The organism is Streptomyces sp. NPDC090088 (assembly GCF_044747345.1).
Taxonomy (GTDB): domain Bacteria; phylum Actinomycetota; class Actinomycetes; order Streptomycetales; family Streptomycetaceae; genus Streptomyces.
In genome coordinates this window covers 12,177-37,517 of the sequence record NZ_JBIVDZ010000002.1, presented here as the reverse complement: position 1 = coordinate 37,517, position 25,341 = coordinate 12,177, and the positions used below count along the sequence as shown (strand labels likewise).

At 71.2% G+C, this 25,341-nt stretch carries 20 protein-coding genes and 1 pseudogene; 8 read left to right on the top strand and 13 right to left on the bottom strand.

The window, feature by feature from the left end; translation table 11 throughout:
* Positions 1-5 precede the first annotated feature (5 nt).
* Positions 6-1,382: an extracellular solute-binding protein gene (locus ACIPSJ_RS08780; protein ID WP_401344664.1), complete on the bottom strand. Its 1,377-nt coding sequence runs from the start codon at positions 1,380-1,382 to the stop codon at positions 6-8.
* Positions 1,383-1,806: 424 nt separating this feature from the next.
* Here ACIPSJ_RS08780 and ACIPSJ_RS08775 point away from each other — a divergent pair, with 424 nt between their 5' ends.
* Positions 1,807-3,045 (top strand): ROK family transcriptional regulator, encoded by a 1,239-nt coding sequence (locus tag ACIPSJ_RS08775; protein ID WP_359227000.1) that lies wholly within the window; start codon positions 1,807-1,809, stop codon positions 3,043-3,045.
* Between the two features lie 81 nt (positions 3,046-3,126).
* Complete coding sequence (locus tag ACIPSJ_RS08770; protein WP_359226978.1) at positions 3,127-3,900, top strand: DUF4253 domain-containing protein; 774 nt, start codon at positions 3,127-3,129, stop codon at positions 3,898-3,900.
* Between the two features lie 7 nt (positions 3,901-3,907).
* Here ACIPSJ_RS08770 and ACIPSJ_RS08765 read toward each other — a convergent pair whose 3' ends face one another.
* On the bottom strand, positions 3,908-5,143 hold the full coding sequence (locus ACIPSJ_RS08765) for a PLP-dependent aminotransferase family protein (protein ID WP_401344661.1): 1,236 nt from the start codon (positions 5,141-5,143) through the stop codon (positions 3,908-3,910).
* A gap of 302 nt (positions 5,144-5,445) precedes the next feature.
* Here ACIPSJ_RS08765 and ACIPSJ_RS08760 point away from each other — a divergent pair, with 302 nt between their 5' ends.
* A complete protein-coding gene (locus ACIPSJ_RS08760; RefSeq protein ID WP_355721757.1) occupies positions 5,446-5,646 on the top strand; it encodes a hypothetical protein in 201 nt (66 codons plus the stop codon).
* On the opposite strand, the gene ACIPSJ_RS08755 is transcribed toward ACIPSJ_RS08760, so the two are convergent.
* On the bottom strand, positions 5,592-7,073 hold the full coding sequence (locus ACIPSJ_RS08755; protein ID WP_401344659.1) for a helix-turn-helix domain-containing protein: 1,482 nt from the start codon (positions 7,071-7,073) through the stop codon (positions 5,592-5,594). The genes ACIPSJ_RS08760 and ACIPSJ_RS08755 overlap by 55 nt on opposite strands.
* A 177-nt stretch (positions 7,074-7,250) precedes the next feature.
* Between ACIPSJ_RS08755 and ACIPSJ_RS08750 the strand changes: the two genes are divergently transcribed.
* A complete protein-coding gene (locus ACIPSJ_RS08750) occupies positions 7,251-7,973 on the top strand; it encodes a DUF4232 domain-containing protein (RefSeq protein WP_401344657.1) in 723 nt (240 codons plus the stop codon).
* 9 nt (positions 7,974-7,982) lie between these two features.
* On the opposite strand, the gene ACIPSJ_RS08745 is transcribed toward ACIPSJ_RS08750, so the two are convergent.
* The 3 genes from ACIPSJ_RS08745 to ACIPSJ_RS08735 all read right to left on the bottom strand — a co-directional run bounded on the left by ACIPSJ_RS08745 (position 7,983) and on the right by ACIPSJ_RS08735 (position 10,431).
* Positions 7,983-8,882 carry an SAM-dependent methyltransferase gene (locus ACIPSJ_RS08745; protein WP_359226986.1) on the bottom strand — a complete coding sequence of 300 codons (900 nt, stop codon included), beginning with the start codon at positions 8,880-8,882 and terminating at the stop codon, positions 7,983-7,985.
* 139 nt (positions 8,883-9,021) lie between these two features.
* Positions 9,022-10,014: a porphobilinogen synthase gene (hemB, locus tag ACIPSJ_RS08740; protein ID WP_401344656.1), complete on the bottom strand. Its 993-nt coding sequence runs from the start codon at positions 10,012-10,014 to the stop codon at positions 9,022-9,024.
* 51 nt (positions 10,015-10,065) lie between these two features.
* Positions 10,066-10,431: a hypothetical protein gene (locus tag ACIPSJ_RS08735; RefSeq protein WP_359226989.1), complete on the bottom strand. Its 366-nt coding sequence runs from the start codon at positions 10,429-10,431 to the stop codon at positions 10,066-10,068.
* Positions 10,432-10,592: 161 nt separating this feature from the next.
* Between ACIPSJ_RS08735 and ACIPSJ_RS08730 the strand changes: the two genes are divergently transcribed.
* From ACIPSJ_RS08730 to ACIPSJ_RS08720, 3 genes are read left to right on the top strand one after another with little or no spacing between them, the layout of a single operon-like run.
* On the top strand, positions 10,593-10,943 hold the full coding sequence (locus ACIPSJ_RS08730; RefSeq protein WP_359226991.1) for a hypothetical protein: 351 nt from the start codon (positions 10,593-10,595) through the stop codon (positions 10,941-10,943).
* Entirely contained in the window at positions 10,940-11,734 is a 795-nt protein-coding gene (locus ACIPSJ_RS08725) for a hypothetical protein (protein ID WP_401344654.1), read from the top strand. The genes ACIPSJ_RS08730 and ACIPSJ_RS08725 overlap by 4 nt, the downstream gene beginning before the upstream one ends.
* Positions 11,735-11,793: 59 nt before the next feature.
* Entirely contained in the window at positions 11,794-12,168 is a 375-nt protein-coding gene (locus tag ACIPSJ_RS08720) for a roadblock/LC7 domain-containing protein (protein ID WP_401344652.1), read from the top strand.
* 121 nt (positions 12,169-12,289) lie between these two features.
* Here ACIPSJ_RS08720 and ACIPSJ_RS08715 read toward each other — a convergent pair whose 3' ends face one another.
* The 3 genes and pseudogenes from ACIPSJ_RS08715 to ACIPSJ_RS08705 all read right to left on the bottom strand — a co-directional run bounded on the left by ACIPSJ_RS08715 (position 12,290) and on the right by ACIPSJ_RS08705 (position 14,982).
* Complete coding sequence (locus ACIPSJ_RS08715) at positions 12,290-12,640, bottom strand: hypothetical protein (protein WP_401344650.1); 351 nt, start codon at positions 12,638-12,640, stop codon at positions 12,290-12,292.
* Between the two features lie 330 nt (positions 12,641-12,970).
* Positions 12,971-13,855 (bottom strand): annotated as a pseudogene (locus ACIPSJ_RS08710) (DNA-processing protein DprA).
* Positions 13,856-13,941: 86 nt separating this feature from the next.
* Positions 13,942-14,982, bottom strand: a complete 1,041-nt coding sequence (locus ACIPSJ_RS08705; RefSeq protein WP_401344648.1) for a helix-turn-helix domain-containing protein — start codon at positions 14,980-14,982, stop codon at positions 13,942-13,944.
* A gap of 382 nt (positions 14,983-15,364) precedes the next feature.
* Here ACIPSJ_RS08705 and ACIPSJ_RS08700 point away from each other — a divergent pair, with 382 nt between their 5' ends.
* Positions 15,365-20,023 carry a P-loop NTPase fold protein gene (locus ACIPSJ_RS08700; protein ID WP_401344646.1) on the top strand — a complete coding sequence of 1,553 codons (4,659 nt, stop codon included), beginning with the start codon at positions 15,365-15,367 and terminating at the stop codon, positions 20,021-20,023.
* Between the two features lie 46 nt (positions 20,024-20,069).
* On the opposite strand, the gene ACIPSJ_RS08695 is transcribed toward ACIPSJ_RS08700, so the two are convergent.
* The 4 genes from ACIPSJ_RS08695 to ACIPSJ_RS08680 are packed head-to-tail and all read right to left on the bottom strand — an operon-like array spanning position 20,070 to position 25,211.
* On the bottom strand, positions 20,070-21,776 hold the full coding sequence (locus ACIPSJ_RS08695; RefSeq protein WP_401344644.1) for a uroporphyrinogen-III synthase: 1,707 nt from the start codon (positions 21,774-21,776) through the stop codon (positions 20,070-20,072).
* The gene (gene hemC / locus ACIPSJ_RS08690) at positions 21,773-22,735 is read right to left on the bottom strand and encodes a hydroxymethylbilane synthase (protein ID WP_355721808.1); all 963 of its coding nucleotides are present in this window, start codon (positions 22,733-22,735) and stop codon (positions 21,773-21,775) included. Before hemC ends, ACIPSJ_RS08695 begins: the two co-directional genes overlap by 4 nt.
* Positions 22,732-24,459, bottom strand: coding sequence for a glutamyl-tRNA reductase (locus ACIPSJ_RS08685; RefSeq protein ID WP_401344642.1), 1,728 nt, complete (start codon positions 24,457-24,459; stop codon positions 22,732-22,734). Before ACIPSJ_RS08685 ends, hemC begins: the two co-directional genes overlap by 4 nt.
* On the bottom strand, positions 24,456-25,211 hold the full coding sequence (locus ACIPSJ_RS08680) for a redox-sensing transcriptional repressor Rex (protein WP_359227019.1): 756 nt from the start codon (positions 25,209-25,211) through the stop codon (positions 24,456-24,458). The genes ACIPSJ_RS08685 and ACIPSJ_RS08680 overlap by 4 nt, the downstream gene beginning before the upstream one ends.
* Between the last annotated feature and the right edge of the window lie 130 nt (positions 25,212-25,341).

Sequence of the window (25,341 nt, the reverse complement as noted above, 5' to 3'; positions counted from 1 at the left end):
GGTGCTCACGAGGTGCCCTTGACCGTCTTGTCGTCGCCGACAGCGGACTTGACATCGTTGTCGTACGTGGCTGCCGCCTTGTCGACGGAGGCCTGTCCGGTGGTCACCGATTCCATCGCCTTCTGGATGGCGGTGGAGACCTGGTTGTAGGCGGGCAGGCCCGGGCGGTAGTGGGTGTCGGCGACCAGTTCGGTGAAGAACTTGTTGGTCGAGACCGAGTTCAGGTACGACGAGTCGCTCGCGACGTCGGTGCGGGTGGCGATGGTCGAGTTGACCGTGTTCCACTGCGCGGAGTTGGTCTTGGTCTGGACGGACTGGAGGAACTTCCAGGCGAGGTCGGCGTTGCCCGCCTTGGCCGGTATGGACCAGGCCCAGCCGCCGGACATGCTGGTCTTGCCGGGCTCCTGGCCGTTCTGGGTCGGCATGGCCGCCGTACCCATCACGGACTCCCAGTCCTTCCACGGCTTGGCGCTGGTGGAGCCCCAGTTGTTGGGCATCCAGGAGCCGTCGATGTCGATGGCGAGCTTGCCGGCGGGGATCAGCTCGGTGCCGACGGTGGTGCCGAAGTTGGCGCCGAGGGCGTCGGAGACGGACGGGCCGAGCTTCTCGCTGTAGACGGTGTGGACGAAGTCGAGGGCGTCCTTGAAGCCCTGGCTGCCGACGACCCACTTCTTCTGGCTCGCGTCGTACAGGGACTTGTCGCCGGCCGGGGTGCCGTACAGCAGCATCTCGAAGCCCTGCATGGAGGAGGCCTCGCCGCCGGCGGTGCCGGTGTAGAGGTTCATCGGGGTGACCCCGGAGAGCTTCGCCTTGATCTTCCGGGCGGCGCTCAGCACGTCGGCCCAGGTCTTGGGCTGCCAGGGCACGGCGATACCGGCCTTGGCGAAGAGCTGCTTATTGTACCAGATGCCGCGGGTGTCGGTGTTGTCCGGGACGCCGTAGACCTTGTTGTCGGAGGCGCCGGTGACGGCGGTCTTGGCGGCGGCCGCGTACTGGGACCAGTCGGCCCACTGGGCGGAGTAGGCGTCCAGCGGCTTCAGGTACCCGCCGGCTATGTCGGAGTTGATGAGGGCGGTGTCCTCGTAGACCAGGTCCGGGGCGGTCGAGGGGGACCGCATCATGAGCTGGATCTTCGTGTAGTAGTCGGCCTCGGAGGCGGTGACCGGGACGAGGTCGACCTTGGTGCCGGGGTTGGCCTTGGTGAACTCCTTCACCATCGAGGCCAGGAAGTTCGCCTGGAGCTTGTTGGCGCTGTTCAGGTTCTGCCAGTACACGACCTTGATCGACTTGCTCGAACTCCCCGAGGAGCCCGAGCTGCAGCCGCTGGCGGCGAGAGCGGTGGCGGCGGTGACGGCCGCGGCGGTGATGAGTTTCGAACGCACGAGGTCCCTCCGGGAACGCGAAACCTAGGGAAGCCGCGAGGCATACGGGTCGCGACGACTCCTGCCGGGAGGGCGTCCCCTTGCGCCACCCCGCGCGACCCGACCGTCTTTCGGCCAGGTTCTGTGGGCGGTAGCTAAATCCAATGGATGGATGAAGTCAATGCTTCCGACGTGTAAAGTCCCTGCCAGACAGCGGTACATGAAGAACGGAAGGCGGTCTGAACCAGCGAGATTCGAGCTGGTGGCAGCAACTTCCATCCCTGATCGAAAGTCTTTCCAGCCACTTCCACGCATCTCAAACGTGGTACCCGTCACATGACGGTCATGGCGGAGACGAAAACCCGCGCGGGTTCCGGCCCGCGGCAGGCAGCATGGTGCGGCGCCCGACCGGCGCCTTGACGGCAGCGGAGGCGGCACGGTGACGATGCTCGGCGGGACCAATCTCCCCCGGGTCGGCGGCTACAACCAGGCCGTCGTCCTGGACGCCATCCGCACCCGCGGCCCGGTCAGCCGCGTCGAACTGGCCGCGCTCACCGGCCTGACCAACCAGACCGTCTCCAACGTCGTGCGCAAACTGCTCGACGCCGGCCTGGTCACCGAGACCGGCCAGGCCCCCTCCAGCGGCGGCAAGCGGCGCATCCTGCTCTCCCCGCGCCCCGACGGCGCCTACGCGATAGGCGTCCACCTGGACCCCGACTCGGCGGTGATCGTCGTGGTGAACCTGGCCGGCGAGGTGATCACCGGCCGCCGCCAGCGCCTGGTCGCCCCCGAGGACCCGGAACAGGTCGTCGACCGCGTCTCCCGCGCGGCCCTGCGCCTGTTCACCCGCTCCGGGGTGGATCCGGCCCGGCTGCTGGGCCTCGGCATCGCCGCCCCGGGACCGCTCGACGGCGCCCAGGGGGCCGTGGTCTCACCGCCGAACCTCCCCGGCTGGGGCAGGGTTCCCCTGGTGCGGATGTTCGAGGCGGCCACGAACCTCCCCGTCGCCCTCGACAACGACGCCACCGCCGCCGCGATAGGCGAGCGCTGGATCGGCGGCGAGGCGCGCGCGGGCAGCTTCCTCTTCGTCTACCTCGGCACCGGGATCGGCGCCGGGGTCGTCCTCAACAACACCGTTCTGCACGGGGATTCGGGCAACGCGGGGGAGTTCGCCCACATGCCGGTCGAACCCGGCGACCGCCGCTGTCCCTGCGGCGGCACCGACTGCCTCGGCCCCTACTGCTCCCCCGCCGCGATCATCGACGACCTGCTGCGCCGGTACGGCCCCGAAGCGGCCGCCCGCATCGGCCTCACCGGCACACCCGAGACCCTCCACGACGACTGGAAGGCCCTGCGCGGCGCCGTCCGCGCCGACGACCCCGACGCGGTCGACGTCGTACGGCGGGCCGCCCGCCGCATCGGCCAGGCCGCCCGGGGGGCCGCCAGCCTCCTCGACGTCGACCGCATCGTCCTCGGCGGCGAGGCGCTGCGCGGCATCGAACCGATCCTCCTCGCGGAGATCGAGTCCGCCGTCAACCGCACGGCGGTGGCCCGCGCGCTGCGCCCGATCGCCGTCGAACAGAGCGTCATCGGCGACACGGTGGGCGCGGTCGGCGCCGCGTCCCTGGTCCTGCACGGAAACTACGCGCCGGGCTGGCGGATGCTGACGGATCCGGCGGGCTGAGCACCACCGCCGAGGACTCGGCACCTCCGCTCCAGGTGACCGCGTCCGGCGTTGTCAGTGGCCCCCCTTACAGTCATCGCCATGGCGACTCTTCCCAACCCGCTGCCCAAGCTGGCGACCGATCCGAGCGGTCGTTCCCTGGGGCTTCAACTCCCGCCCGGGACACTGGTCGACGACACGCTCGACGGCCCGTGGCACGAGCCGTTGCTGTGGTACGCCGGGCAGCCCGCGGGGCCCGGGACCTGGGCCGCGCTGGGTGCGCCGGCCGCGCGTGCGGGGCTGCTGCCGGTGCTCGTCGACGTGTCCGAGATCGACGACTGGGACTTCGCGCCCGGGGAGACGTCGTACCCGGGGGACCACGACGCCGACGAGGTGCTGGAGGACTTCTGGGAGGAGGACCCGCCGGAGGGCGAGGAGTGGCCCGGGCTCGCCCCGGCCCCGGCCCTGGTCGCCCACCCGGACGCGCGGGCCGCGGACGTCGCCGACGCGCTGAGCCAGGGCCGGCCCTGGCTGAAGGAGCCGCACCTGGCACTGGTGTCCGCCCGGCGCAGCGCCGACATACCCGCGGCGATCGGCTGGAGCGGCCCGGTGAACTACGAGGAGGACGTCGCCCGGCTGTGCGCGGTGCTGCGCTCCTGGGAGGACCGCTTCGGGATACGGGTGGTGGCCCTGGGCCTGGACCACCTCGCCCTCTCCGTCGCCGCCCCGCCCGCCGACCTCGACGAGGCGGAGGCGGTCGCCGCCGAGCACCTCGCGTTCTGCCCGTACGCCGTGCTGCCCGGCGAGGACGACACCCTCGCGTCCTACGCCGGGCAGCTGGTCGGCGAGCGGCTGTGGCACTTCTACTGGGACTGAGCCCCCGCTAGCCGTCGAGGCCGTCGGCGAGCCCCTTGGCGAGCCTGCGCAGCCCCTCCCCGATCTCCTCCGGCGTCTGCGTGACGAAGCACAGCCGCAGGGTCGAGCGGTCGGGGTCGGCCGCGTAGAAGGGCTCGCCCGGGACGTAGGCCACGTTCTGCTCCACCACCCGGCGGAGCAGGGCGGTGGTGTCGTACGACTCCGGGAGCCGGGCCCAGAGGAACATGCCGCCCTCGGGCCGGTTCCAGGCGGAGCCGGCCGGGAGGGCGTCGGCCAGCCCGGCGAGCATGGCGTCCCGGCGTTCGCCGTACACGGCGCGGACCTTGGCGACATGGGTGTCGAGGACGTCCAGATAGCGCGCGGCGGCCAGCTGGTTGACGGTCGGGGTGTGCAGGTCGGCCGCCTGCTTGGCCACCGCACAGGCGCGGCGCACGGCGCCCGGGGCACGGAGCCAGCCGAGCCGCAGGCCGGGGGCCATGACCTTGGAGAAGGAGCCGAGCAGGACCGTGCGGTCCTCGGCGCCGGGGAAGGACGCGATCCAGGGGACGCGGTCGCCGTCGTAGCGGAGCTCGCCGTAGGGGTCGTCCTCGACGATCCACAGGCCGTGCCGGGCGGCGGCCGAGGCGACGGCGGCGCGGCGGGCGGCGGGCATGGTGCGGCCGGTGGGGTTCTGGAACGTCGGGACCAGGTAGAGGAGTTTGGGCCGCTCGGCGCGGATCAGCTCCGCGAGGGCGGCCGGGTCGACTCCGTCGTCGTCGCAGGGGACGGGCAGGACCCGCGCCCCGGCCAGCCCGAACACCTGAAGTGCCGCCAGATAGCAGGGGCTTTCGACGAGGACCGTGTCACCGGGGTCTATCAGGGCGCTCGCGAGGAGGGAGAGGGCCTGCTGGGAGCCGGTGGTGATCAGGAGGTCGTCGGGGTCGGTGGGCAGGCCCTGCGCCCGGAGGCGGGCCGCGAGCCCCTGCCGGAGCACCGGTTCGCCCTCGGTCGTGGAGTACTGCAACGCCCGCTCGGGCGTCTCCTCCAGGACCGTGCGGAAGGCGGCGGCGATGCCCTCCCGGTCGAAGAGTTCCGGGGCCGGCAGCCCGCCCGCGAAGTTGATCACCTCGGGGCGTGCGGTCACCGCGAGGATCTCCCGCACGGGCGAACCGCCGACGGTACGGGCGCGGGCCGCGAGCGGCGGCAGGGCGGCGGGGAGTGCGGCGGGGGCGGGGGCGGGGGCGGGGGGACTGGTGACGGTCATGGACGGCTCTCCTGGGTCTGATCCGCGGTCTGATCCTCGTCTTGGCCGGAGCCTAGAGAGGTGCATGCCGCCTACACCCGTCATTCCGCGATCCGGACGGACGGCGCCGAGACCCCCGCTCCGGCGGCCCGGACGTCCCGGACCGTCGTCCCACGGGACGGGATCCGCACAGCTCACAGGGGTGGAACGGCGGCACGCGTCCCGAATTCCCGGTGTGCTCTGGCGATGCGGGCGGACCGCCGGACAGGCTGAAGGCAGTTCGGGATCACCGACCGAGCCGAGTTCGCCAAGGGAGTCCTCGCATGTCCGCCACGCGCCCCACCCCGGCCCCCGGCCGCCGCCGTCTGCTCGCGGTGGCCGCCCTCGCGCTGGTCGCCGCGACCGCCCTCAGCGGGTGCCGGGACGGACAGGGCGTACGCGACGAGGGCCCCTCCGCCGCGTCCCTCTCTCAGTCCCCCGACGACGCGGCCCGCCAGGCCTCGCCGCCCAGCGGGAACTCGTAGGCGGGCCGCCCGTTGTTGCCGCTCGTGCGGAACGGCCGCCCCTTGTCGTCGATCCGCAGCGTTCCGTGCCGCGACCCGCTGGACCAGGCCAGCTCCAGATACCAGCCGACGGAGTAGGCCGAGGCGTCCGCCGTCACGTAGAACACCTCGGGGTCCGACTCGCTCACCTTGAACGGGAAGTCCCGGTGCCCCGCCTCCGGGACGACCGCCGGGCGCATCGCGTCCAGGGCGACGGTGAAGGAGCGGGTGGGCACGTTCCCGCCGCAGCCGACGCCCGGGTATCCCATCGCGTAGTCGTTCCAGGCGAGCGGCGCGCTCCGGTCCACCGTGCGGACCGCGAGGCTCTCCAGCACCACCGACTCCTTGCCGGTCCCCTGCACGGTCAGCGTGACGTACTGCTCCCCCGAGGAGACCGCCTGGTGCGCGGAGACCCAGGCGGTCGCGTCGGTCTCCAGGGGCGGCGGCGCCACGTCGGCCGGGGCCCGGTCGATCAGGTAGTGCTGGGAGCAGGGGCTTTCCCAGGAGTACGGCTGGGTGTTGACGGTGAGCGGAGGCGCGGTGGTGCCGGCGGCGGGCGCGGAGGCGGTCGTACCGGCGTCCCCGGAGCCGCCGGTGGCCGTGGCCGACGCGGACGGGGAGGACGAGCCGGAGTCGCCGGAGGCGGAAGAGGACGGCGAGGCGGTGGACGGGGTGCCCGAGGCCGCCTTCCCTCCGGAGCGCGGGCCGCCGGACACCGACGCGGCGGCGCCCGCGGGCCCCTGCCCCTTGTCGTCGGTCCCGCCCGAGGGCAGCTTCACGGCGAGGACGGCGGCGGCGAGCAGGACGACGACCGCGGTGCCGGCGAGCAGCACGGGCCGGACGGCACGCCGACGCCGCTCGCCGACCCGCCCCGCCAACGGCTCCGGCACCGACTCCACCAACGGCTCCGGCAGGAGGCTCGGCCCCGGCACCCCGACGGCCGCCGCTCCCGGACCACCCACCGCTTCCGGACCACCCACCGGTTCCGGACCCACCACTTCCGGACCCGCCGCTTCCGGACCCGCCGCTTCCGGACCCGCCGCTTCCGCAGCCGCCGGTTCCGCGGCCGCCGCCGCTCCCTGGGCCGCCGTTTCCCCCGTCGCCGCCTCGGCCGGCTTCCGGGGCACGTCCGGCTTCCGGGGCGCGTCCGGCTTCCGCCCCCGCTCCGCGTCCGCCAGTACCCAGCGCCGATGCAGGTCGACGAGTTCCTCGGGACCGGCCTTGCAGAGCCGGGCGAGGCGTTCCACGGGGGCGTAGTCCGCCGGTACGGCGTCCCCGTTGCAGTAGCGGTGCAGGGTGGACGTACTCATGTGCAGCCGTTTGGCGAGCGTGCCGTAGCTGAGCCCCGAGCGGTCCTTCAACTCCCGCAGCAACTCGGCGAAACCGCTTCCCGAAGTGCCGTCCGACACCGTTCCTCCGTCCCCCCACATCCCGTACCCGTGTTCCAGGGAAGGGCTGTTCTTACAGGTCAGAGCCGGTATGGCCGTTCCAGCGTCCCGGATCGTCCGGCGGCTGTGGCGGACGGGACGGAGCGGCCCACAGGCTGTGGCCATCCAAGCACGCCACCACTCGAAAGAGGATTCGCCATGGCCCAGCGCGCCACCCGCCGTGTCCGTCTGCTCGCCGCCACCGGCGCCGCCGTCGCCGCCCTCGCCCTCACGGCCTGCGAGGACGGAACGGGCACCCGCGACGAGGGCGCGTCCGCACCGGCGACGACCGCGTCGCAGCCGGCCACACCGACGCCGACACCGAAGACCTCTGAAGCCACCACCGGCGCCACCGGCACCACGGGCACCGGCACAACCACCGGTTCGGGCACCGCCAGGTCGACCCCCTCGCCCGTGAGCGACACCGCCACGAAGAAGCCGGGCAGCGGCACCTCCCGCGTCCTGTGCAACGGCTCCAACACCACCGTCACCGCCCAGCCGCTCTCCCGCCCGCTGAACCACCTGCTGCTGACGGTGCGGAACACCGGCAGCAGGACCTGCGACCTCACCTACTACCCCGTCCTGCGCTTCGACGAGATGCAGTGGGTGCCGCAGCCCGACGAGGCGACCCACCCGCAGGCGGTCACCACCCTCGCGCCGGGCGAGTCCGGCTACGCGGGCGTGCTGCTGTCCGCGGCCGACGGCAGCGGCGACGGCGGCACGACCGCCGAGAAGCTGACCGTCGCCTTCCAGGGCATGACCCCCAACAGCAGCGGCGGTGCCTCGGCGACACCGCCACTGCCGGCGAAGGGCGTGTACTACGACAGCTCGCTGCGGGTGACGTACTGGCAGCAGGACCGGTCCGACGCCCTCGACTGGTGAGCCACTGCCTCAGGCCTTGGCGCCCAGCCCCGCGTAGACGTTGATGTCCGCGTCGGTGACGTCGTTGATGTCGGCGTAACGGACCCGCTCGATGTGGTCGAGGGACTCCAGGAAGGCGGCGTCGGGCTGCTCGGGCACGGGCGCCGCGTGGTCGGCGCGCCAGCGGTGCACGGGGACCACGCCCGGGTCGGCCAGGGCGAGGGAGTTCTCCGTGAAGAAGCGCTCGACGTCGGCCCGCGACCGCAGGACGAAGCTGAAGCCGCGCTCGGTGTAGGCCCGCTGGACCGCCCGGATGTTCTCGGGGTTGAGGTCCTCGGTGAGGTGGCTGAGCACCACCCGGCTGCCTGCGGGCAGCGCCTCGACGAGCCCGCGGACGATCGGGTAGGCCTCTTCGTCCTCCACGAAGTGCAGGATCGCCACCAGGCACAGGGCGACCGGCTCGTCGAAGTCCAGCGTCTTCGAGGCCTGTTCGAGGATCTCCGCCGGGTTCCGGAAGTCGGCGTCGATGTAGTCGGTACGGCCCTCGGGTCCGCTGGTGAGCAGGGCGCGGGCGTGCGCGAGGACGATCGGGTCGTTGTCGACGTACACCACCCGGGAGTCGGGTATGACGCGCTGGGCGATCTGGTGGACGTTCTCCGCGGTGGGCAGGCCGGTGCCGATGTCGAGGAACTGCCGGATCCCGTCGGCGGCCAGCGTGTTCACGGCGCGGCGCAGGAAGTCGCGGTTGTGCCGGACGTCGAGGTAGCCGCGCGGGTTGGCGGAGAGCGCGGCGGAGGCCGCGGCGAGGTCGGCGGGGTAGTGGTCCTTGCCGCCGAGGAAGACGTCGTACACCCGGGCCGGGTGGGCCTTGCTGCTGTCGATCCTCCTTCTCAGCTCGGCGGGGTCCTGACTGAGGGCGTCACCGGACATGGGCGTCTCCCGGACGGTCGGCGAAGGGCGAGGACGGTCAACAACGGACGGTCAACAACCTAACGCCACCGGCGACTTGAAAGTGCCCCCGGCCGGATCTCTCCGGCCGGGGGCAGCGTGACGCGCGGCTCGCCGCCGATCAGCCCAGCATCCGGGCGGCCTCCACCGCCCAGTACGTCAGGATGTTCTGCGCGCCGGCCCGCTTGATGCCGGTGAGGGTCTCCAGGATGGCCCGTTCGCGGTCGATCCAGCCCTTCTCTGCGGCGGCCTCGACCATCGAGTACTCGCCGGAGATCTGGTAGGCGGCGACCGGCACGTCCACGGAGTCGGCGACCCGGGCGAGGATGTCGAGGTAGGGCCCGGCCGGCTTGACCATCACCATGTCGGCCCCCTCCGCCAGGTCGAGGGCCAGCTCGCGCATCGACTCCCGCAGGTTGGACGGGTCCTGCTGGTAGGTCTTGCGGTCGCCCTTGAGGGACGAGCCGACGGCCTCCCGGAACGGGCCGAAGAAGGCGGAGGCGTACTTCACGGTGTAGGCGAGGATCGCGACGTCCTCGCGGCCGATCTGGTCGAGGGCGTCGCGGATGACGCCGATCTGCCCGTCCATCATCCCGCTGGGGCCGACGACATGGGCGCCGGCGTCGGCCTGCACCTGGGCCATCTCGGCGTACCGCTCCAGGGTGGCGTCGTTGTCCACGCGCCCCTCGGCGTCCAGCACCCCGCAGTGCCCGTGGTCGGTGGTCTCGTCCAGGCAGAGGTCGGACATCACGAGCAGTTCGTCGCCGACCTCGGCGCGCACGTCCCGCAGCGCGACCTGGAGGATCCCGTCCGGGTCGGTGCCGGGCGTCCCGAGGGCGTCCTTCTTGCCCTCCTCCGGCACCCCGAACAGCATGATCCCGGAGATCCCCGCCGCGACGGCCTCCGCGGCGGCCTTCTTCAGGCTGTCCCGGGTGTGCTGTACGACACCGGGCATGGCGCCGATCGGCACCGGCTCGGAGACGCCCTCGCGGACGAACGCCGGGAGGATGAAGTCCGCGGGATGCAGCCGGGTCTCGGCGACCATGCGCCGCATGACGGGGGTGGTCCGCAGCCGACGCGGCCGCGTGCCGGGAAAGGAGCCGTACTTCGTCATGCTCCCTACGCTACGCCCGTCACACGGGCACGCTTGCCGACGTGGCGTCGGTCAGACCTCCAGCTCGCTCTCCAGCCTCTTGAGGCCGTGCCGGGCCAGGGCGAGGTTGCTGCGGCCCCGGTCCAGGGCGAGGTAGAGGAAGAGCGAACCGCCGACCTTGGTCAGGGGGCGGATCAGGTGGTACTGGCCGCCGAGCGTGATCAGGATGTCCTCGATCTCGTCGTCCAGGCCGATGGACTTCAGGGTGCGCTGCTTGGCCCGCACGACCTCGGTGTTCCCGGCCGCGGCCAGCTCCAGGTCCAGGTGGGGCCCGCCGCCCAGCGCGCCGAGGGACATGCCGCTCTCGTAGTCGACGAGGGCGACCCCGAGGGCCCCGTCGATGCTCATTGCTTCCTTGAGGGTGGTCTCGATGTTCACGCTGGTCCCCTCGATTTCCTTACATGGGTCAACTCGGACGCGTGCGGATCGGCAGAGGTTGCTTCCCGACCCCTCCCGGTCCGAATAAGTGTCATCTTTGGCCAGTGTTGCCACAGTTGGCAATAAAGTACTGTGCGAACGAGCGTCAGGAGGGGGAACTCATGACTTCGCTCGACACCGTCCTGGACGGCGTCGTCGGCACGCCCGGTGTGACCGCCGCGGCTCTCCTGGACGGCGTGACGGGTCTCCCCTACGCCGAGCACGGAGACGCGGGACCGTCCCAGGACGCCCAGGAGACCGCCCACGTGGTGACCACGCACCTCAACCGGGCCGGTTTCGAGGGCGAGTTGGAGACCATGGTCATCACGACCACCAGCCACCACCACGTGACGACCCGGGTCGACCGCGAGGGCGACCCGCTCCTCCTCTTCGCCCTGGTGGACCGGCACCGTACGAACATCACCTGGGCGCTGCGGGACCTGGCCGAGCACACGGGCCGACTGCTCGCATGACCGACGAGACCCAGGCCCCCCGCAACATCCCCGCCCTGCTGTCCGCCCTGCACACAGAGAAACGGTCCTGCACCGTCCTGGTCTCGGGCACCCCGGGCGGTGCCATCCACGTCCGGAACGGCCTGGTCGTGGGCATGGAGACGCCCGGCGCCCCCGGTGTCGAGGTGCTTCTGCTCAAGTCGCGCCGGGTCACCGAGGAGGACTGGGCCGCCGTACGCGCCGCCGGCACCGACCCGGCACGGCTGGCCCGGGAACTGGTCGCCCAAGGCCTGCTGGGCGCCACGGAACTGGAGATCATCGGCCAGGCGGCCCTCTTCGACGCGGCCTTCGCCCTGGCCCTGACCAGCCCGGACGGCTGGGAGGTGACCGCGGCGCGCCCGCTGCTCGAAACGGGCACCGCGGTGCCGCCCGCCCGCCTGGTCACCGAGAACACCCGCCGTGTCCGACTGCTGGCGAACGAACGCGGCGCCACGGCCCGCTTCGCCCGCGACCGCCTGGCCCCGGCCCCGGCCGCCCGCGACCCGCGGCAGACCGCCCGGCTCTCCCCCCGGCACCGCACCGTCCTGACCGCCGCCGACGGCCGCAGGACCCCCCGGGACATCGCGTTCACCCTCGGCCGCGGCCTGTTCGCCGTCATGCTGGACCTCCGCGACCTCCTGGCCCAGGGCCTTCTCCAGCCCCCGTCCGCCACCGCCGCCGCCCGCCCCAGCACGGCCCTGCGCACCCCTCCCCACCCCTCGACGACACCCTCGCAACCCTCAGCGACCCCGCTCCCCCGCCGCAAGCGCTAGCGGTCCCGGGGAGGCCGGCCGCGCCTCCGCACCACCGAGCACGACAGGAAGTAGCCACCATGAGCGACCCCGTGCAGGACATCCTCGTCTCGTTGCGCGACCGGGTGATGGGCGTCTCCGAGACCGTCCTGGCCACCGTCGACGGCCTGGTGGTGGCCGGCGACACCGACAAGACCCACCCCGAGTCCATGGCCGCCCTCGCCTCCGCCGCCCTCTCCCTCGGCCACCGCCTCGCCGACCAGGGCAAAACCGGCACCCTCCGCCAGCTCACCGCCCAGTGCAACGCCGGCCACGTCATCATCACCGCCGTCGGCACCCGAGCCCTCCTCGCCGTCATCACGGACGAGGGCATCGACGGCCTGGCCTTCGACCGGGAGATCCCCACAGTGGTCGCAGACCTCAAAAAGGTCCTCGACAACGACGTGCCCCGATAGGGGCGCGGGGCTGTATCGATATGCGGCTCCGCCGCGTGGGCGCGACCAGCCCCCACCTGACCCGCGGACAACCACGAACGCAAAAAGGGGCCCGGGGCGCAACCCCGGACCCCCTCTCACCTCACAACCTCACGTAGTGGTAAGCCTCCTGCGCGCCCCCGGCCGCCACGGTTCCGGCGCCTGCGGACTTCAGGGCGGCCGCGGCGGACTGCACGTGGTTGCCCGTGGTCCAGGTGTCGTCCACGAGCAGCACATGCTCGCCCCACAGGGGTGATGCCGTATAGCGCGCGGACGACGCGATGCGCCCGAGGTCTGCTGCCTTCGAGGTGGCTCTGAGCAGGTCACGGTGGCGTTCACGGGTCGCGCCGATCATGTCGGCGACCATGGCCCGCAGTGGGTGGGTCTGCCTCCCGCTCGTGCTGGGCACCGTGGTGACGACATCGAAGCCGGGTACGGCACACCGATGCGCCACACATGCCTCATGCGCCTCCAGAAACCGCCAGAGCACAGCCGCCAGCCCGGTACGAAAGTAGTGCCGCTGAGGCCCCGCGGCGTTCTTGTAGCGCCACAGTTCGTGCGCGTATTGCTCCCCCTTAAGAGCCAGACTGACCGGAACGACGGCATCCGCCACACCACTGCCGAGAACCGCGCGGGTGCCGTGGCACGGTCGACACGTCGGATATCCCGTGTTCGCCGGACCTCGGCAGATCTGGCACACACCCGAGCCAGGTAACAACGGGTGGACGAGGAAGTTGGCGTAGCGGGCGGACAGCTCTACGACCGTGGCCACCAGGTACCCCGCCTATGTCCAGGTCAGCTCGCCCGTGGTGGGGACGAGGGACTCAAGCCTGCTGAAGACGTCCTCGGGCCCGTCGATGACGGTGGTGTTGGGTCTGCTCGCGTACTCCCTGGCCCACTCGTGGTTGAGCAGGGAACGCATGAGAAAGACCCGGCGTCCGTGTTCCAGCGCGAGCCGTGCCTGCATCCGCGCGCCACTGCGATAGGCGGCCTCTACGACGACGGTGGCGAGGCTGTACCCGCTCATCACGGCGTTGCGCATGGGGAAGGAGGTCTTCGACGGCGGAGCATCCGGCCAGAACTGCTAGATCAGCAGCCCACGCTCGGCGATCTCCCCCTGGAGCCGCGTGTTCTGCGCGGGGTAGACCCGGCGCAGCCCCGTACCGATGACACCGACGGTACGTCCGCCGACGGCGAGGGTGGCACCGTGCGCGGCGGTGTCGATGCCGGCGGCGAGACCACTGACAACGGTGACACCCCGCTCGGCGAGGCCGCTCGCGATGGCTCGGGCATGAGCGGTCCCGTCAGGGGTGGGAGTGCGGGTGCCCACAACGGCGACACGTAGATCATGCTCGACTGCCTTGCCTCGCATGAACAGGAACGGAGGCCGCTGGTGAACCAGCCGTAGGTAGAGCGGATAGTCCGGGTCGAGGATGGTCACGAACCGCATCCCCTCCCGTTCCCAGGCGGCGACCTCGGCAGCGATGTCGTCCAGGTCCACCGTCGTGCCGGCGTCGAAGAGCGCGCCCTGTCCGGACGCGTCGAGCGACTCCTCCAACACGTCCCGGGCGCTGCCGACGGTCTCGATCTGGTCGGTCAGCTCAGGCCAGGAACGATCACCGCGCCGCAGCAGTGCGACCACGGCTGCCCGCTCCAGCTCCTGCTCCATGGCGCAAGTATAGGAACCCCGTCCGGCCCACCGGGTGGCCGAGAACGAACGAACCGAGGCCGTCGCGGTCATCTTCCGGACCCCGTTCAGGCCGCGCAGCCGGCGGCCGCCGCTGCCGGGCGGTCATGTCGGCAGTCACGGCAACGGCCGGGTTCCGAGGCACGGAAGGCACGTTCGCAGCCGTCACAGGTCTGGAAGGGATGGGGACCGCGGCGACTCGTGCCGATGTCTGCCGCTACGACGCGTGGTGCGGGGATCGCAGGCAGTGGCGCCGGCAGCAGCTCGCGGAGGCGGTATTCGAGCACACCGGCCGGGCGTCGCATTTCCACGGGGAGATCGGTGGTCAGGGCGCGGTGCACGGCGGCCGCCGGGACACCGTGGTCGAACCAGTCGGTGACGGCGGGGGCGAGCCGGTTCACATCCCGAGAGGAGAGCGTAAGGCGGTCGTCGTCACGGCGCAGAGCCGCGAGGAGGGCGACAGCCTTCTCATGACGTGCGTCGGGTCGGGTCTCCACAGCGGACGGAACGTGCGCGGCGGGTTGGTCCTCGGCCGCCTCGGGGCGCCGCTCGGGCACTGAGGGTGACTCGGGCTCTGCCTCGGACTCCGCCCCCGGCTTGGGCTCTGCGAGAACGGCAGTGGCTCGTGCCTCGTGGGGCACCGGCCCGGCGCCGCCTCGGTCGTCCTCCTGAGCTGGCTGCCGGTCGTTCGCCGAAGCACGGGCCGCCGCAACGGCTCGCGTCCAGCCTCGCGCTGTGCCTGCCCCGCCGGGGGTGTGGTGGGCGTACGTCCGGGTGAACAACCGCCCCGCGTCGGTACGTTCCCGGACCCGCTCCAGGTAGCCGTGTGCCTCCAACTCCCGCAGGGCGAAGGCGATCCGGTCCCGCCCCTCGGGGAAGTGGTCGGCGAGGCTGCGAATGTCGACCGGGGCCCCCTCCGGAAGCGACAGGATATGGGTGCCCAGTCCGATCGCGGTCAGCGACAGCTCGCGATGCTGGGCAAGGTGGTTGCCTACGACGACGTACTGGCCCGACTGGTACGTACGTACGTGGGTGACACCGGAGTGGGTGGTCGTCGGCCGAACGTCCTGATTCGGGCGCAGGGCAGCGTTAGGCTTCTTCTCAGCCATGGGGAAGGTCTCGCTTCCTCGTTGGTCAGGCCCTCGCACTGGGATGCCAGTCCCGGCGGGGGCCGAAGCATGTATGGGGTTGTGGATGTTGCCTGCGGCGAGACTGCCCGCCCGACCGCCCGAAGCGCCAGCCAGACCAGCCGGATTCACCCGCCCGTGTAACGAAGGGGAGGTTTGGTCGGTTGGCGGGTTATTTCCCCGGGTTCTTTGGTCTTTTACCGCCCGCAGCCCCGGGCCGCGTGCCACCGGATGACCTACTTCCAGGCTTCGGCTCTCGCCCGCGCTCCCGACGGCGCCGTCCGATCCCGCTGCGGGAGCGCACCCGATCTGCGACGCTGACGGCGTGTGACGCCGCGCAGGCGGCATGGGAGGGGGGGTCTCCATGGGACGGCGGGCGATTCTCATCGCGGGCTCGCGCTTCGGTGCCGGACAAGAGGACTTCGACGGTTACGCGCCGTTGCCGTTCGCCAGGGAACGCACTGAACAGCTCGCCCACGAACTCGACCGATTCGGCTTCGAGTGTTCGCTGTTGGTCGACGCGACATCCCAGGAGACAAGCCACGCGGTACAACAGGCGATCCGTGACGCCGACTCCGAGGACACCCTCGTGGTGCACGTACTCAGCCACAGCTCCATCGGTCGGGCAGGCAGTCTGCGCGTCCTGACCATCGAGGGGACCGAACGGGACTCGGCCAGTGCGGACGAGTGGATCATGGCCGCCACAGACATGGAATCAGGCCCGCAGGTCCTGTTCCTCCTGGATCTCAGTTACGCGGGACGCACGCTACGTCCGTCGATGCTCCGTGGAAGGATCGACAGAGCGGACCCGGAGCGGGTCTGGGTGATCGGCGCGGCCGACGCCGACGAAGCGGCCTACAACGGCCGCTTCACGCAGGCAACCGCTCTCGCCCTGAAGGCGATCAGCGAAAAGGCCAACGCTCTTGACCCGAACCTCCGATACGTCCCCTTCACCTATCTCGTCCGTGAGATCCAGCGCACCCTTGAGACCGTTCCCGACGGATTGCCGCAACGTGTTGTGGCCACCCTGATCGACCCACTGAGCGAACCGGAATTCCCGTTCTTCCCCAATCCCCTCCACGCACCGTCGCCCCAGACCATGGCGGACGCCGGCCACACCTGGTGTCTCGGCGTCTTGGACACACAAGGAGCACCGAGGCTCGTGGTGGGCGGCGCCGCGTCACTGCGCATCTTCGATCTGCCGTCCGGGATCCAACGAACCGCCGTCCGCACGGAGAGCATCTTCGCCGTTGAGCCGCTACCGGACGATGCCGGTGTGGTGTGTGCGGGAGAGAGCGGCACCGTGGAGGTTCGATCAGGCGTCGACCTCTCGCAGCAGAGACTTCTGTGGAGACATGCCGCGCAGGTCAACGACCTGGCCGTGGAGTTCGTGGACGGGCGCGGGATGGTCTACTCGGCCTCCGACGACGGCTCTGTCCGAGGCGGGGACCTCCATGGCGAGACCCTGTTCGACGTGCCGAAGGCGCACAAGGGTTTCGCCAACGCGGTCGCTTTCGCCCCTCCTTTCCTCATCTCGGCGGGTGCCGACGGGGAGGTCGCGGCATGGAACAGTGCCACCGGTGATCAGGAGTGGCGGACGTCCGAATCCGCCGGCCCCGTTCACGGACTCGCCGTGACGCAGATCGACAGCCTCCTGGTGGTCGTCAGCGGTGGAGAGGACGGGAATCTCCGCGTCTGGGACGCGGTCGACGGGACGCTCCTGCGGACCGTCTCCGTCCGGTCGACACCGATCCGAGCCCTGTCCGCGCTGCCCGAACGCCCTCTCGTCGCCGTCGGCGGTGCCGGCGGCACCCTGGACATCTGGGATGTGGGGACGGGAAAGAAATCGGTCACGGTGACCGACCGCGGCCCGGACATCTGGTCACTGGCCTCCACCATGGTGAACGGCCGGAGCGTCGTGTTCAGCGGGGACACCCAAGGCGTGCGTCCCTGGTCGCTCACGGCGGTCGCTCCGCGGATCTCGGTCGCTCCCCAGACGGAGCCGGATGCCGCGTTCCACGCGGGGTACGCCGCCGACGTCGCCGAGGGGACGGACCGGCTCGGCATATCCCGGGAGGTGGACACGCTCTGCCAGCTGATCATGGCTCGCGAGGTGAGACCGCCCTTGTCCATCGGGCTCTTCGGCGACTGGGGCACCGGCAAATCGTTCTTCATGGCCCACATGCGGCAACGTATCGAGGAGATGGTGCGCAGGTCGTTGCGGGCCGACCTGGAACAGGTCGGCTCCGGCCTGTGCAGTGGAGTGTGCGAGATCCAGTTCAACGCCTGGCACTACCTGGATGCCAATCTGTGGGCCGGCCTGGCTTCCGCGATCTTCGACCGGCTCGCTGCCAGCGGCACCGACACACGCGCGGCTCTGCGGGACCTGCCTTCCGTCCGAGGGCTGCGCCAGGAGTTGATGGACAAGAGGCAGAGTGTCGAGGCCCAACTCGACGAGGCCACCAGTGACCTTGCCCGGGAAAGCCCGATGGACATCCGCAGTCTCGCCTCCGCCGACAGTCTCCAGCAGGTGCAGGACGCCGCGGCGCCCCCTGTACTGGCGCAGGCCAACAAGGCACTCACCGAGGCGGGAATCTCCGCTGCCCAGGTCGGCGAGGTGAAGCTGCGGGCGATGGAGTCCGCACACAGCCTGCGCAGGCTGTGGCTGCTGCTCAGGAGAGGCACCTGGCCCGTCCGGCTGGCCCTGGGGTCGGCCATCGTCGTGTTCGTACTGGTCGGCCCCGCCGTGGCCTTTGCCATGCTGGGCCCGACGGTGGCCACCGCCTCGTCGCTGCTCGGCGGTTGCGTCCTGGCAGCGACGATCAGCGCCCCCTACCTGCGTCGGCTGAACCAGGCGCTTCAGGTGGCGGAGGACGTGGTGAGCGCGGTCGACCGGCAACGCCGTATCCCGAAACAGGCTCGCCGGGACGCCCTGCAACGTCGAATCACCCGGATCGAGGAGGAAACCCGTTCCATCGACGAGCAGATCCGGGAGCTGGAGCAGGAGACGAGCATCCGTGCCTTCGCACTCAAACGCCTCGACGATGACGACTACCGGAGACACGAAGGCCTCATGGCCCTGCTCCGACGCGACCTGGAAGAGCTCAGCCGCCGCTTTACCGCGAGGGCCACCGCGACCGGTACGGCCACCGATCTCGAACGCATCGTGCTCTACATCGACGACCTCGACAGATGCCCGCCCCATCGCGTGGTCGAAGTTCTCCAGGCGATCCAACTCCTGCTGGCTTTCCCCCTGTTCGTCGTGGTCGTGGGCGTCGACGCACGATGGCTGCTGCGTTCGGTACACGCTCATTACCGTGATGTTCTGGGATCCGACAGCGTGTCCGTGACGGGAGAGGACCCGCAGCACTGGGCCTCCACGCCCCAGAACTACCTGGAGAAGATCTTCCAGATCTCGCTGTGCCTGCCGCCCATGTCTCCGGACGGGTACGCCCGTCTGGTCGGAGCCGACCTCGGCGAGCCTCTGCTTCCCGTCCCCGAGGAGGACGGCAGCGTTGCCACCGAGCAGCCCGTGACGGGTTCCCCGATGGAACCGCGGGTTTCCCCGCCCGCACAGCCGCCGCCACCCCTGCCCTCCCCGGCGGCTGCCGTTCCGGCGACGCCCGCAGTCGTGGCGCGCGAGTTGCACCGGTATCAGGACGCCGGTCCCGTCCTGGCCCTCGCCCTCCCCGACGATCGTCCTCTGGTCATGTCCGTGGACGCCTCGGCCGTACTCACACACCGGGGCGTTCGCTCGAACGGGGCGCCCCAGCTGACCCGGAAGATCGCCCACGGCCGACTCCGTACCGCCGCGTTCACGCAGGAGGGGCATGTGCTGCTGACCGGCGGTTTCGACGACGCCGTGGCACTGGTGGCGGACGGGCACGGCACCGTCGTCAGCAGGATCGGAGCACCGGTCCCCCCGTCCCCCGCAGCCCCTTCCGTCCTGTTCTCGGAAGACGGTTCCGAAGTGGCGTTCACCTGGCACGGCACCGAGGGAACCGCCGCGGGCCATGTCCGCGACAGGGTTCTGCGCGGAGTCAACGAGTTGGACACCACCGTCCAGGAGGACGGGGCTCTGCTGGCCTGGACCGGCACCTGGCGTCTGACTCAGGGCGATGACGGAGTACGGCTGAGGGATTCCAGCGGTGCCGTCCACGACGTGGCCTCCGGCCCCGGTCCGGTCAGCAGGGCCGTCACGGATCCACTCGGCCGACGGTTGGCGCTGTTCGGCGAGGAGACGCTTCTGGGGCTGTGGGCCACGACCGGGGCGCCCGAGGCCATCACCCCTTCGCGAGCGCTGCCCCCCGTGCCCGGCACCGCCCGTATCGCCCTCAGCGCGGGAGGTCTGATCGCCGTGGCCGAGGACACCCTGATCCGCGTCTGGGACATCGCCTCCGGGGCCCATCGGACCCGGATGACAGCGGCAGCGCCCGTAACAGCACTGGCCTTCTCCCCCGGCGGCCGCCGACTCGGCGCAGGAGCACAGGACGGCACCGTGCAGGTCTGGGCGATCGAGAATCCGGAGCCAGATGTCGCGCTGAGGCTCCAGGCACTGCGGCTGACACGCGCCGAGCACGACATGATCATGTCCGTCGGGCCGCTCATCTCCACTCCACGGACGGCGCGCAGACTGGTGAACACATACCGTCTGCTACGCAGCTGTCTCAGCGAGGCCGACATAGCACGCGTCCGCTCCGGCGGCCACAAACCGCTGATCCTCCTGCTCGCGGTGCTCATCGGCCATCCGGCTCAGGGCGCCGTGGTCCTGGAAGACCTGCTCCTTGCGGCCTCGCGACCCCTGCCGGAAACCTTCGCAGAGCTTCTCCGCCGGAGGGAGCATCCTGAAGAGCCCGCCCGAGAGGTCCCGCCGCGTGACCACCCACCGACCGTCTGGAACCGCTTGGCGGCGATCACGGAGCAGGTCCTGACGGAGACGGAGACGTCGAACAGCACGCCGGAATACGAGCCCTGGGCCCCGTACGTCGCCCGTTTCTCCTTCCGCACCGAACATCTGCTGTGACCGGACCGATGGCGGGGAGGACTCGTCCGTCCTCCCCGCCATCACGTCACGTAGTGGTACGCCTCCTGCGCGCCCCCGGCCGCCGCTCACTCGGCCGAGTCACCGGATCCCCCGCCTCCACCGCACTCGCCCGCCGCCGCAGCCCGAACTCGGCCAACGCCTCCGCGAGCTTGCCCGCCGACGGCTCCGGAGCCATCACGTCCACCCGCAGCCCATGCTCCTCTGCGGTCTTCGCCGTCGCGGGACCGATGCACGCGATCACCGTCACGTTGTGCGGCTTCCCGGCGATACCCACCAGGTTCCGCACGGTGGACGACGACGTGAACAGCACGGCGTCGAACCCGCCGCCCTTGATCGCCTCCCGCGTCTCGGCCGGCGGCGGCGACGCCCGCACGGTGCGGTAGGCGGTCACGTCGTCCACCTCCCACCCGAGCTCGATCAGCCCGGCGACCAGCGTCTCCGTGGCGATGTCGGCCCGCGGCAGGAACACCCGGTCAATGGGGTCGAACACCGGGTCGTACGGCGGCCAGTCCTCAAGGAGCCCCGCGGCGCTCTGCTCACCGCTCGGCACCAGATCCGGCTTCACGCCGAAGGCGACCAGCGCCTTCGCCGTCTGCTCCCCGACCGCCGCGACCTTGATCCCCGCGAAGGCCCGGGCGTCGAGCCCGTACTCCTCGAACTTCTCCCGCACCGCCTTGACGGCGTTGACCGACGTGAAGGCGATCCACTCGTACCGTCCGGTGACGAGCCCCTTCACCGCCCGCTCCATCTGCTGGGGCGTGCGCGGCGGTTCGACGGCGATCGTCGGCACCTCGTGCGGCACGGCCCCGTAGGACCGCAGCTGGTCGGAGAGAGACGCCGCCTGCTCCTTCGTGCGCGGTACGAGCACCTTCCAGCCGAACAGCGGCTTGGACTCGAACCACGACAACTGGTCGCGCTGGGCGGCGGCGGACCGCTCACCGACCACGGCTATCACCGGCCGGCCGCCGTCCGGCGAGGGCAGCACCTTCGCCTGCTTCAGCGTCTGCGCGATGGTGCCGAGGGTGGCGGTCCAGGTCCGCTGCCGGGTCGTCGTACCGGCGACGGTGACGGTCAGCGGGGTGTCCGGCTTGCGGCCGGCGGCGACCAGCTCACCGGCCGCGGCAGCGACCGAGTCGAGCGAGGTCGACACGACGACCGTGCCGTCCGAGGCGCCGACCTCGGTCCAGCACCGGTCGGAGGCCGTCCGGGCGTCCACGAAGCGGACGTCGGTGCCCTGCGCGTCGCGCAGCGGCACACCGGCGTACGCGGGCACGCCCACCGCCGCCGCGACACCCGGCACGACCTCGAAAGGCACACCGGCCGCCGCGCAGGCGAGCATTTCCTCGGTGGCGTACGTATCAAGTCCCGGGTCCCCGGACACCGCACGGACGACCCGCCTGCCACCCCGCGCGGCCTCCATGACAAGATGAGCCGCATCCCGCACGGGCGGGAGGGAAGCGGTTGTTGACGCTCCGTCAACAACCGTGAGTTGAGGCGCGCCTGTGCCCGGATACGGGTCCGACGAGTGATCCGGACTCGTGGGCACGACGGAGACGCCCTGCCTGGCGTGGGCCCTGATCACGTCGAGCACCTCGTGCTCGGCGACCAGGACGTCCGCGCTGGACAGTGCCTCCACGGCACGCAAGGTCAGCAGTCCCGGATCCCCGGGTCCGGCACCCAGGAAGGTGACGTGCCCGTGATCGAGGCCGGCGGGAAGGTTGGTGGGGCTCACTGTGCTCGCTCCCCCATCAGACCGGCCGCGCCCTGGGCAAGCATCTCGGAGGCGAGTTCGCGACCGAGCGCCGTCGCCTGGTCGTATGTCTCGGGCACGGGACCGGTGGTGGACAACTGCACCATCCGGGTGCCGTCGGTCGTGCCGACGACTCCCCGCAGGCGCATTTCCTTGACAATCTGCCCGTCGGCCAGAAGGTCGGCCAGCGCGCCCACAGGGGCGGAGCAGCCGGCCTCCAGGGCGGCGAGCAGTGACCGCTCGGCGGTCACGGCGACCCGGGTGAACGGGTCGTCGAGTTCCCCGAGCGCGGCGATCAGCGACGCGTTGTCCGCGACGCATTCGATCGCCAGTGCCCCCTGGCCGGGGGCGGGCAGAATCGTGTCGACCGACAGGAAGTCGGTCACCTCGTCGAGGCGGCCGATGCGGCTGAGGCCGGCCGCGGCCAGCACCACCGCATCGAGTTCGCCGTCGTGTATGTACCCGATGCGGGTGTCGACGTTCCCCCGGATCGGGACGGTCTCGATGTCCAGCCCGTGGCTGCGCGCGTACGCGTTCAGCTGCGCCGTCCGGCGCGGCGAACCGGTGCCGATGCGCGCGCCGCGCGGCAGGTCGGTGAACTTCAGCGCGTCCCGGGCGACGATCACGTCGCGCGGGTCCTCGCGCAGCGGTACGGCCGCCAGCGCCAGCTCTTCGGGCTGGGTGGTCGGGAGGTCCTTGAGCGAGTGAACCGCGAAGTCGACCTCGCCGCTCAGCAGCGCGTCGCGCAGGGCGGTCACGAAGACCCCCGTGCCGCCGATCTGCGCCAGGTGCTCACGGGAGGTGTCGCCGTAGGTGGTGATCTCGACGAGCTCGACGGGCCGTCCGGTCACCTGGCTCACGGCCTCGGCCACTTGCCCGGACTGGGCCATGGCGAGTCTGCTGCGCCTGGTCCCCAGCCTCAGTGGTGGTTTGTCACTCATGCCGGTCGGTCCTTCTCGTCTGTGCTGTCCACGGCCCGGGAGACGGCGGCCACCGTCTCGGGGTCGAGGTCGAACAGGGTCCGCAGCGCGTCCGCGTACCCGGCGCCGCCGGGCTCGGCCGCGAGCTGCTTGACCCGTACGGTCGGCGCGTGCAGCAGCTTGTCGACGACCCGGTGCACGGCCTGGCGGATCTCCCCGCGCTGCCGCTCGTCCAGGTCGGGCAGGCGCCCGTCGAGCCGGGCGATCTCGCCGGCCACCACATCGGCGGCCATGGTGCGCAGCGCGACCACGGTCGGCGTGATGTGCGCGGCCCGCTGCGCGGCACCGAACGCGGCCACCTCGTCCGAAACGATACGGCGGACCTGGTCCACGTCGGCGGCCATCGGGGCATCGGCCGACGCCTCGGCCAGCGACTCGATGTCGACCAGCCGCACCCCGGCCAGCCGGTGCGCGGCCGCGTCGATGTCGCGGGGCATGGCGAGGTCGAGGAGGAAGAGCGCGGGAGCGGGGCGTACGAAGTCGGCGACCGGCTCCGGCCTGCGCCGCTCGGGGATCCGGCCGACCCGGGTGACGGCAGCGGCGAGCGCGCCGATCAGCTCGGCATCGGCCTCGACGGGGGTCTCGGGGGTACGACGGCCGGTCTCCCGGATGTCCACCGTCCCGTTGTCCACCCAGGCCGCGTGCTGCTCCAGCTCGGCGGCGGCCATCCCGGCGACCGCGGCCTCGCCCATCACGGAGAAACCACTCTGCGCGGCGGTGAGGTCGAGCGGGCAGTTCTCGTCGGCACCGAGGCCGGCGGCGGGCAGCGGCTTCGGGGCCGCCGGTACGGCCACGTCGATCTCGGCGACGGGTTCGCCGGTGCGTCCCTCGACCGCGGCCGCGACGGCGTCGGCGGTGAGGACAAGACCCGTCGCCCCGGTACACGAGACCGCGAGGTCGGCACGTGTCAGCTCGCCCGGCACCGCGTCCATCGGTACCGCGCGGGCCGTCACGTGCGTGTCGTCGCCCTCGTTCAGACCTTGCCCATACTGCTCTTCGAGCAGGTGCGCGAGCCGCTGCGCGCGGTCCAGCGTCCGGTTGGCCACGACGATCTCCGCGACCCCCGCCCGCGCGAGCGTCGCGGCGGCCAGCGAGGACATCGAACCGGCGCCGATGACCAGCGCCTTCTTGCCCTTGGCCCAGGTCTCGACGTCGGTGCCGACGGCCAGCTGCTCCAGGCCGAAGGTGACCAGGGACTGTCCGGCCCGGTCGATCCCGGTCTCGGAGTGGGCGCGCTTGCCGACCCTGAGGCCCTGCTGGAACAGGTCGTTCATCAGCCGGCCGGCGCTGTGCAGCTCCTGCGCCCGGGCCAGCGAGTCCTTGATCTGGCCGAGGATCTGCCCCTCGCCGACGACCATCGAGTCCAGCCCGCAGGCCACCGAGAACAGGTGGTGGACGGCGCGGTCCTCGTAGTGCACGTAGAGATAAGGGGTGAGCTCGTCCAGGCCGACCCCGCTGTGCTGGGCGAGCAGCGTGGACAGCTCGGCGACCCCGGCGTGGAACTTGTCCACGTCGGCGTAGAGCTCGATGCGGTTGCAGGTGGCGAGCACCGCGGCCTCGGCGGCCGGCTCGGCGGCGACCGTGTCCTGGACCAGCTTGACCTGGGCGTCCGTGGTGAGCGCGGCCCGTTCCAGGACGCTGACCGGGGCGCTGCGGTGGCTCAGCCCGACGACGAGGAGACTCATGCCGGCATCACGGCGGGTACGTCCCCGTCGGGTCCCTGCTCGCCGGGCTCCTGGTGCGGGGCGGCGGGCGGGGCCGCGCCCTCGTGCTCCTCGCCGGCCTTGCGCTGCTCGTGGAAGGCGAGGATCTGCAGCTCGATGGAGAGGTCGACCTTGCGGACGTCGACACCGTCCGGGACGGTCAGCACGGTCGGCGCGAAGTTCAGGATGGAGGTGACCCCGGCGGCCACGAGCCGGTCGCAGACGGGCTGGGCGGCGCCGGCCGGGGTGGCGATGACGCCGATGCTGACGCCGTTGTCCTGGATGATCTTCTCCAGGTCGTCGCTGTGCTGCACGGGAATGCCCGCGACGGGCTTTCCGGCCATCGCCGGATCGGCGTCGATCAGCGCGGCCACCCGGAAACCGCGCGAGGCGAACCCGCCGTAGTTGGCGAGGGCGGCGCCGAGGTTACCGATACCGACGATCACGACCGGCCAGTCCTGCGTGAGGCCCAGCTCGCGGGAGATCTGGTAGACGAGGTACTCGACGTCGTAGCCGACACCGCGTGTTCCGTAAGAACCCAGGTAAGAGAAGTCCTTGCGCAGCTTGGCGGAGTTGACCCCCGCGGCCGCGGCCAGCTCTTCGGAGGAGACCGTGGGCACCGAGCGCTCCGACAGTGCGGTCAGCGCCCGGAGGTACAGCGGAAGCCGGGCGACGGTGGCCTCGGGGATACCTCGGCTGCGGGTCGCCGGTCGGTGAGTTCGGCCAGTTGCCACGGTGCTCCAACGGGTTGAGCGGGGCTGCGGACGGTCACTCGTACCCAGACCGCCCCGTCGACAGCAGGCTATGTCTTTGTGAACGCGTGCACAAAGATGGTGTCCGATTTGCCCGGCCAACGTGACCGGG

Coding starts and splice junctions, on each gene's coding strand:
- ACIPSJ_RS08745 (WP_359226986.1), bottom strand. CDS start 8,882: ATGTCCGGTGACGCCCTCAGTCAGGACCCCGCCGAGCTGAGAAGGAGG.
- ACIPSJ_RS08770 (WP_359226978.1), top strand. CDS start 3,127: ATGGCGACTCTTCCCAACCCGCTGCCCAAGCTGGCGACCGATCCGAGC.
- ACIPSJ_RS08725 (WP_401344654.1), top strand. CDS start 10,940: ATGACCGACGAGACCCAGGCCCCCCGCAACATCCCCGCCCTGCTGTCC.
- hemC (WP_355721808.1), bottom strand. CDS start 22,735: ATGAGTGACAAACCACCACTGAGGCTGGGGACCAGGCGCAGCAGACTC.
- ACIPSJ_RS08750 (WP_401344657.1), top strand. CDS start 7,251: ATGGCCCAGCGCGCCACCCGCCGTGTCCGTCTGCTCGCCGCCACCGGC.
- hemB (WP_401344656.1), bottom strand. CDS start 10,014: ATGACGAAGTACGGCTCCTTTCCCGGCACGCGGCCGCGTCGGCTGCGG.
- ACIPSJ_RS08765 (WP_401344661.1), bottom strand. CDS start 5,143: ATGACCGTCACCAGTCCCCCCGCCCCCGCCCCCGCCCCCGCCGCACTC.
- ACIPSJ_RS08775 (WP_359227000.1), top strand. CDS start 1,807: ATGCTCGGCGGGACCAATCTCCCCCGGGTCGGCGGCTACAACCAGGCC.
- ACIPSJ_RS08685 (WP_401344642.1), bottom strand. CDS start 24,459: ATGAGTCTCCTCGTCGTCGGGCTGAGCCACCGCAGCGCCCCGGTCAGC.
- ACIPSJ_RS08720 (WP_401344652.1), top strand. CDS start 11,794: ATGAGCGACCCCGTGCAGGACATCCTCGTCTCGTTGCGCGACCGGGTG.
- ACIPSJ_RS08730 (WP_359226991.1), top strand. CDS start 10,593: ATGACTTCGCTCGACACCGTCCTGGACGGCGTCGTCGGCACGCCCGGT.
- ACIPSJ_RS08700 (WP_401344646.1), top strand. CDS start 15,365: ATGGGACGGCGGGCGATTCTCATCGCGGGCTCGCGCTTCGGTGCCGGA.
- ACIPSJ_RS08760 (WP_355721757.1), top strand. CDS start 5,446: ATGTCCGCCACGCGCCCCACCCCGGCCCCCGGCCGCCGCCGTCTGCTC.
- ACIPSJ_RS08705 (WP_401344648.1), bottom strand. CDS start 14,982: ATGGCTGAGAAGAAGCCTAACGCTGCCCTGCGCCCGAATCAGGACGTT.